This window comes from Legionella erythra (assembly GCF_001467615.1).
Lineage (GTDB): Bacteria > Pseudomonadota > Gammaproteobacteria > Legionellales > Legionellaceae > Legionella_C > Legionella_C erythra.
In genome coordinates this window covers 725,284-732,309 of the sequence record NZ_LNYA01000034.1, presented here as the reverse complement: position 1 = coordinate 732,309, position 7,026 = coordinate 725,284, and the positions used below count along the sequence as shown (strand labels likewise).

Sequence of the window (7,026 nt, the reverse complement as noted above, 5' to 3'; positions counted from 1 at the left end):
GAAGAATCTCCTCCCGCATAGATTATGAGAAAATTCTACTTTTGGCATCAGTTATTTTTCGGGGGGATTACCTGACCTCTTTGGGCAAATTATGCTCTGGCTCAAAGCCTTCAACCTCTTTACGCTGCAATTTGCATTGGATCAATTTCTGGATAGCCTGGAGTTGATGGATTTCATCGGCGCTCACTAAAGACACCGCGAGTCCCGAAGCACCGGCACGCCCTGTCCTGCCGATACGGTGCACATAATCTTCCGCTACTTGCGGCAAATCAAAATTCACAACACACGGCAATTGGTCGATATCAAGACCGCGGGCCGCGATGTCGGTGGCGACTAAAACGTGTAATTCGCCGGTTTTAAATTCCGCGAGGACTTTGGTGCGCTGAGCCTGTGATTTATTACCATGAATCGCTGCCGCGTGGATATTGGTAGCCTGTAGTTGCTTAACTAACTTATTAGCCCCATGTTTGGTGCGGGTAAATACAATGGTTTGTCCCCATTTTTTCATATGGATCAAATGCCCCAAAAGCTCGCTTTTTCGCGCTTTATCAACGGGGTGAATCACTTGTTTCACAGCATCTGCCGTGACATTTCGCGGGGCAACTTCAACTTCTACAGGTCGGTTAAGAATACCTTTGACGAGTTTGCGAATTTCATCTGAAAACGTGGCTGAAAAAAGTAAGTTTTGGCGTTTTTCAGGTAATAATTTAATGATGCGTTTTATATCGTGAATAAACCCCATATCGAGCATGCGGTCGGCTTCATCTAACACCAGCGTATCCACCTCATCAAATTGAATGGCATTTTGCTGGTGCAAGTCGAGTAAACGACCTGGTGTCGCCACCAGAAGCTCCACACCGGCGCGTAAACGCATCATTTGCGGATTAATTTTTACCCCGCCAAACACAACCGCCGAGCGCAACGACAGATTTGCGCCGTATTGCACAATACTCTCATGAACCTGGGCAGCCAATTCACGGGTTGGGGTTAAAATCAATACCTTGGTGCGGTTACTTTTAGCACGCGATTTGATACTGGTCTTTTGCAGAATGGGTAATACAAAACTCGCCGTTTTACCTGTTCCGGTTTGGGCAGAAGCCAACAGATCGTGACCATTCAAAATTTCAGGGATGGCTTTCGCCTGAATGGCTGAAGGCTGGTCATAGCCTAATACCTTGACGGCATTAGTTAAAGGCTCGATTAAGCCAAGGGATGCAAAACTCATGAAATGTCCTGTAGAGAGCAAATGGGGATATCGAATGGAATTGTTCAATATGAATAGTTTCAGTGCAATTGTACAGGGATAATCGGTGAAATTCAAGATTATAGCGCTTTCTAATAAGAAAGCGCATAGAAGGATTATATAACATAGGCCTTAGGGGATGAAGGATAACCACGGATAATCATCAGGTTAATTAATTCCCGCATAGTTAAATAGATATCATCTTTGTTGGCACTCATGACTATTTTTCTCAGGTTGGCTTGATAGAATGCCGCTTGTTAACTTTAAGCATCAATTGGATTAATTATAGGACAAAATAGACATGTATTTCGCGATATCATTTTGGAATAATCCAGTAATTAACCAATTTTATCTTTTCTGGATAATAAGAGTAAAAATTTATCCAGTGTTTTTACAGTCAAAATTCTTTTTAGTAAAATAAAAATATGGGCAACAGGGGTGACAGGATATTTCGCCTTTGGTTTTTTAGCTTCAACTGCATGAATTAATTTATCTACCACCACTTTAGGCTTTTGAGTTAAGGAAGATTTACCCTGTGTCTGTTTGTATGAAGATAAAATGGTAGCATATTTTTCTTTAAAATAACTTTTCTCCATGTCGATCCCTTGTAAGACACCCTCTATGGAGTTATTTCCGAATTGAGTTTCTATAGGACCAGGCTCAATAGTGATCACTTTAATATTAGATGAATGCAACTCAAGCCTTAGAGTATCGCTTAATCCTTCCACAGCATATTTTGAAGCGTTATAAGCTCCAATAAAGGGCAGGCTTACCACACCCAAGACTGAGCTGATGTTAATAATCCGCCCACCTCCCTGTTGACGCATAATGGGAATAATATAATTAGTAAGTTCTAACAAGCCAAATACATTGGTTTCGAATTGTGCCCGAAGAACTTCACGTGAGATGTCTTCAAGAGCGCCAGCCTGACCGTATCCCGCGTTGTTAATTAATACATCTAATTTCGAAGAGGTTAGAGCACACAACTGCTCAAAGCCGCTTTTGATAGACGTACAACAGTTTACATCCAGTTGAATGGTTTCAATGCCCATTTCAGTTAACCGTTGTACATCTTCTTGTTTACGACAGGATGCGATGACGCGATGTCCTCTTTGTTTTAATGCAAAGACAGCATGAAAACCGATGCCACTTGAACATCCTGTAATAAAAATGATTTTAGAATTCATAATATTGACTTATTAGGACTATTCAATACATGCTACTTGTTCTCAAAATGAAAAGCCAGTTAGGTCATTCGGGGTAAACACTTCTATGAGGTAAATTAAGTACATAGTAGCAATAGAGTAGTTTCAACAACGAGCGATGTTGTCTGACACCATGTTTTTGCAAGACAGGTTCTATAGCAAGGTTCATTTTTTGTATTTTATAAAACGGTATATTGGGAAAAATATGATGAACCAAATGACAATCCCCTGAATCATAAAAAAACAATGCACGGGTGAGGATATTTGTTTTATAATTCGTCGCTATACTAAATGGATTTTGGGTATCTGTATCTGCATGCTCTATTATTAATCTAATGGAATATAAAAAAGGCACTATACCTAAAAATGGAACCAAGTAGCCCCAGATAACATAATTAGGAAAGAACCAAAGTAAGGTAATCACGGATAGAATAAAGACTAAAACAATTTTATATTCAAACTTAATTTTTTTGCCGATATCACTTTTAGGATCAAATGTAATCGGCTGCTTAAATTCCTCAGGTTTACCTGCATAAAATATTCTACTGGGTGCTAATAATTGCCCTATGAAGGTGAGAAATAAAAAGCGCTTCCATCGTTTATCTAGATCTTGCTTAAATTCTTCCGGATCATCAGCAGTATTGGAGTAGCGATGATGAAGCATGTGGAACTTGCGATAAAGCGTAGGGGATAAGAAGAGAGGGAGAAAATAAATAAAGCTTACATAGTAAGATAAATTATTTCCCAATACTTTACGATGGGTAAAAAGTTCGTGAGCAGCTAATTGAAAAATTTGTATAAGAAAAGCTTGAAAAATTAAGACCATAAGCCATATAAAACTGATAGGATAAATTCCTAAATAGTAAATATTTAATAAAAAAATAGTTGGTATGCCTATGACAGCAAACAAGTCAAAAATAAAAATTGGTTTGTGAAGGTTTTTAATTTTTTCTTGCCCAATTTCTTTATTAATTTCTTGATATATTCTCTGATCCATTATCTATCCTAAACTCAAAATTTAATAGTCATGAACATATTGACGTAATTTATTCATACAGATGATATTGAGTATAGTACATCCTGATAATGTCAGTTATTGAAATGACAGTATGATCATGGGTGGCTTATTATAAAGAGTTACAGCCTATCTATAAAATCAATTGTTAATGAACTCCGTGCAGCCAATAATTCTGCATTTGACATCAAAAGTGTCTATTATATATGTGGTAATGCTTTCACTTGGATGATTATGAACCTTAAATTCACTGACTCCCAGAATGGGAAGACATCTCTTGAGGAAACTTTCAATTTGCACAAAGAAGATCTTCCTCATGAGCAATCGAATATGGAATGGTGGTATTTTAATTGCCATTTCCAAGAAAAAAACAATAAAAATCATCTATATAGTTTCTTTTTTAGTTTTTTTAAAGTCAAGGTCAAAAATAAATCAAAATTGGGTTATTTTGTTGTCTATGCATTAATCGATCATCAAAATAAAACTCATCTGGCTTCATCCATTCTAGATGAATTAATTTCTAATGAGATTTCCACCTCCATAGAGGAAGGGAATAAAGATAACAATCCTTTTCTAACTTATCTCGTCGAAATGATGAAAAGTAAACAAAAAATCCTCCCTGATCAGCTTTCAGAAATTAATGTCCAGGTAAATAGCAACACTTTTTGTGTCAATTTTGGTAATTCCAGTTTCAGGAAGGAGGGCAATGACTATCTGTTGTTAATCAATGACCCATTGATGAGTATTGATTTTAAATTTCATATGCTTTGCAAACCCCTATTACATGGCCAGGATGGGATTACCCTATCTAAAAAACCTGAATTGCAACAAATGTTTTACTATTTTCTTCCTTATGGCGATGTTACAGGGTTATATAACTCAAAAAAAATAGTGGGAACCTCGTGGTATGACCATGAATACAGTATTAATAACGACACCAAAGCCAACTCGTCTGATCAAGGTTGGATATGGTTTGCAGTGCAGCTAGACAATAAAGAACAACTGTCAATCTATCATATTTATGATAAAAATTTGCTAAACCCGATAGAAAGTATCATTAAGTACATTGATAAAGAAGGTCATGTCAAAACCTATACTGACTTTACTATAGAAAACCTGGAATATTGGCAAAGCAGTAAAACCTTAATTAAGTACCCCATAAAATGGAAAATCGTATTAAACGATCGGAAAGCAGAACTTTTGATAGAAACCTCGTTTCCAGAGCAAGAGATCATTAGCCTGGTAGCCAATCCTGCTTTTTATGAGGGGTCTGTTGCTGTAAGCTATTATGAGGGTAAAAAAATAATTAATGGCCTTGGATTTGTAGAAATACACAATCTCGAACAAAATTTTTTCTCTGATCATAAAAAACTCATAGAAACCGCCTCTCATTTCACGGTACAAGAAGTAGCCGAAAACCAATTATTACAAAACAGAAATAATTTTGGCGATATTATTACCAGGGATTCAATATTGGCAAAGTATATCAATGATATCCCTTATAAAAAATTTTACGCAGGTGGTTTGGAAGCACTACGGGATATGGTCTTGCGTAAAGGTAAAGGCTGGCGATCATTACTATGCTTGGTTTGTATCAATGCACTAGGGGGAAATTCGGAAAATTTTCGTTCATGGGCTGGAATAATTGAGCTAATTCAATCAGGTACGTTGATTCTTGATGACATTCAAGATGATTCAAAAACGCGACGAGGAAAAGCAACTGTTCACGAATTATACGGTCTAGACAAATCCATTAACGGAGGGCTTCTCGGTTTTTTCCTGTTTAACGCATTTATGGACCAGACAAAGCTGAACGCCACACAGCTACTCAACATATATACTACTTACTTTAATATATCAACCAGCACTGTTTTAGGACAATGTGCTGATGTAGCAGGGATGGAGGATTTGTTATTTACCGCAATTGAGCAAAACGATAACGGTCGGTTGCTAGAATCGCTGAATGCTCTGCATGCGCTTAAAACAGGAAGTAGTGGTAATAGTCTTGCTGTGATGGGAGGAATTCTTGGAGGAGGTACACCAGAACAGATTCGTAAACTGGGTGACTACGCCTTTAAAATAGGGCTCGCATTCCAATATATTGATGATACGCTTGCTTATACGGGTGATGAACGTTCATTTGAGAATGATGTCATGTCAGCTAAAATAACTCTCCCTATTGTCCTTGCTATCCCTCAATTGAATAAAGAGCAGCGACGCTGGTTGGTGGATATAATGAAGCATAAAAACAGACAGGAATTAGCCAAATTAGTCCCATTGATTAATGAAATGGGCATTATTGATGCCTGCAACAATAAAGCCAAAGCCATCGTTGCTGAAGCATGGAAAGAACTGGAGCCCTCTCTTCCTAATTCTATTTTCAAGGCCCTGCTTTATTACATGGGAATCTTCATTCTGGATATCCACTCAAATCAAATAACCTGAACATTGGATTACGGATCGGCTCATAATTGTTTAAACATGATCCTTAATTAATCATTCAGGATGCATGATTTCTCAAAACCATCTCCAATTTACCCCGCTCCTCGGGGGTTATCATAAAAATCAAGGTATCGCCAGCCTGCAAGGTATAAGCAGGCGACGGGTTATAAATCCATTCCCCCTCTGTTTTAACAGCTAGCAACAATAAGCTCGGGTATTGTTTAAAATTTAAACTGTCCAGTGATTTACCTAGCCAATCATCCTGGGCGGTAAATTCTTCAACCCGTAAATTTTTTTCTCTATCTCTTAACATCGTATCCAAAACTGATACGACTGTGGAACGGATCATTTCCGAGGCCATGCGCATCCCGCCGATATAACTGGGGGAGACCACCGCATCAGCACCTGCCATTTTCATTTTCTCAATATTCTTAAGATCATGGCAGTTAGCGACCACACTAAGATGAGGGTTAAGTTGTTTAGCCGTCAGGCTGATAACGAGATTTTCATTATCATCCCCGGTAATGGCAAACAGCCCCAAGGCCTCGTTAATGCCGCAGGCCATTAACACATCACTGTCACTGGCATCGCCGACCATGAATAACTGGTCATGAAAAACATCCACCAGTTTATCAATGTGCCCTCTATTTACATCAATGATGACGCTTCTGCGCTTGGTTTCCGCTAACTCGTTAATGATGTGGAAACCTACCCCTTCAACTCCGCACACGATGTAATGATTTTTTAGTTTTTTAATTTGTTTATCCATTTTTCTTCTCATCAGCACTTCAGAAATTTCGACATCCACCATAAATACGGTAAGGTTAGTAATAATGTAGGTCGCCACCCCTATCCCGGAAAGTGCTATAAACACCGTGAACAGGCGCCCTGCTGCGTTATTATTTAAATCAACAATTTCACTGTAACCGATGGTCGCGATGGTAATAAACGTCATGTAAAAACAATCCACCAGCGAATCATTTCCCTGGCCGATTACCCAATAACCGACTGTTCCTACTATCAGTACGACTGCCAGGGCGAGGCCTGCAAACCAAAATTTTTTAACTTTCTTTGAATAGATATTAATTTTTATATCCATCCCGGGAAAAGAGCCATAATCA

The 7,026-nt window shown here is 38.3% G+C and carries 5 protein-coding genes; 1 reads left to right on the top strand and 4 read right to left on the bottom strand.

Going from position 1 to position 7,026, the window contains the following annotated elements; translation table 11 throughout:
• Positions 1-67 precede the first annotated feature (67 nt).
• The 3 genes from Lery_RS14615 to Lery_RS14605 form a co-directional block, all read right to left on the bottom strand.
• The gene (locus tag Lery_RS14615; RefSeq protein ID WP_058527952.1) at positions 68-1,225 is read right to left on the bottom strand and encodes a DEAD/DEAH box helicase; all 1,158 of its coding nucleotides are present in this window, start codon (positions 1,223-1,225) and stop codon (positions 68-70) included.
• 356 nt (positions 1,226-1,581) lie between these two features.
• Positions 1,582-2,430 (bottom strand): SDR family NAD(P)-dependent oxidoreductase, encoded by an 849-nt coding sequence (locus Lery_RS14610; RefSeq protein WP_058527951.1) that lies wholly within the window; start codon positions 2,428-2,430, stop codon positions 1,582-1,584.
• Positions 2,431-2,494: 64 nt separating this feature from the next.
• Entirely contained in the window at positions 2,495-3,445 is a 951-nt protein-coding gene (locus Lery_RS14605; RefSeq protein WP_058527950.1) for a fatty acid desaturase family protein, read from the bottom strand.
• Between the two features lie 252 nt (positions 3,446-3,697).
• Here Lery_RS14605 and Lery_RS14600 point away from each other — a divergent pair, with 252 nt between their 5' ends.
• Positions 3,698-5,908, top strand: coding sequence for a polyprenyl synthetase family protein (locus Lery_RS14600; RefSeq protein ID WP_162262974.1), 2,211 nt, complete (start codon positions 3,698-3,700; stop codon positions 5,906-5,908).
• A 55-nt stretch (positions 5,909-5,963) separates the two neighbouring features.
• On the opposite strand, the gene Lery_RS14595 is transcribed toward Lery_RS14600, so the two are convergent.
• The gene (locus tag Lery_RS14595) at positions 5,964-7,004 is read right to left on the bottom strand and encodes a potassium channel family protein (protein WP_202814043.1); all 1,041 of its coding nucleotides are present in this window, start codon (positions 7,002-7,004) and stop codon (positions 5,964-5,966) included.
• Between the last annotated feature and the right edge of the window lie 22 nt (positions 7,005-7,026).

Coding starts and splice junctions, on each gene's coding strand:
- Lery_RS14615 (WP_058527952.1), bottom strand. CDS start 1,225: ATGAGTTTTGCATCCCTTGGCTTAATCGAGCCTTTAACTAATGCCGTC.
- Lery_RS14610 (WP_058527951.1), bottom strand. CDS start 2,430: ATGAATTCTAAAATCATTTTTATTACAGGATGTTCAAGTGGCATCGGT.
- Lery_RS14605 (WP_058527950.1), bottom strand. CDS start 3,445: ATGGATCAGAGAATATATCAAGAAATTAATAAAGAAATTGGGCAAGAA.
- Lery_RS14600 (WP_162262974.1), top strand. CDS start 3,698: ATGAACCTTAAATTCACTGACTCCCAGAATGGGAAGACATCTCTTGAG.
- Lery_RS14595 (WP_202814043.1), bottom strand. CDS start 7,004: ATGGATATAAAAATTAATATCTATTCAAAGAAAGTTAAAAAATTTTGG.